Origin of the sequence: Pandoraea sp. E26, from assembly GCF_000681415.1 — a bacterium.
In the GTDB taxonomy this organism is placed as follows: domain Bacteria; phylum Pseudomonadota; class Gammaproteobacteria; order Burkholderiales; family Burkholderiaceae; genus Pandoraea; species Pandoraea pnomenusa.
This window is the reverse complement of sequence record NZ_AYXJ01000075.1, coordinates 1-510: the sequence shown is the minus strand read 5'-3', so window position 1 is coordinate 510 and position 510 is coordinate 1. Positions and strand designations below refer to the sequence as shown.

1 pseudogene is annotated in these 510 nt (G+C 66.7%); it reads left to right on the top strand.

The window, feature by feature from the left end:
- A pseudogene (locus W930_RS0125135) lies at nucleotides 1-319 on the top strand (branched-chain amino acid ABC transporter permease); the annotation flags it as partial.
- Nucleotides 320-510 lie beyond the last annotated feature (191 nt).

The window sequence follows — 510 nt, the reverse complement described above, 5'->3', positions numbered from 1 at the left end:
CGGTGGCGGCCTCGCGGCGCTCGCCGGCGTGATGATGGCGTCGAACTACGGCAACGTCCACTTCTACATGGGCTTCATTCCCGGCATGAAGGCGTTCACGGCGGCAGTGCTCGGCGGCATCGGCAACCTGCAGGGCGCCATGGTCGGCGGCGTGCTGCTCGGCCTCATCGAAGCGTTGGGCGCCGGCTACATCGGCGATCTGACCGGTGGCGTCTTCGGCAGCAACTACCAGGACGTGTTTGCTTTCGTCGTGCTGATCGTGGTGCTGGTGTTCCGTCCGAGCGGCCTGCTCGGCGAACGCGTGGCCGATCGTGCTTGAGCGGGGAGGATCGATACCATGAATCAACCCGTGCAAACCTCCAACGGCGGCGCCACGCAGATCTCTGCGGCGGCGGCCACGCGCAAGGCCTATCGTGGCCTGGCGTTCTTCCTGATCGCCGCGGTCTTCGCGCCCGTGCTCGTCGGCTATGCCGGTGGCAACTACTGGGTGCGCGTGCTCGACTTCGCGCT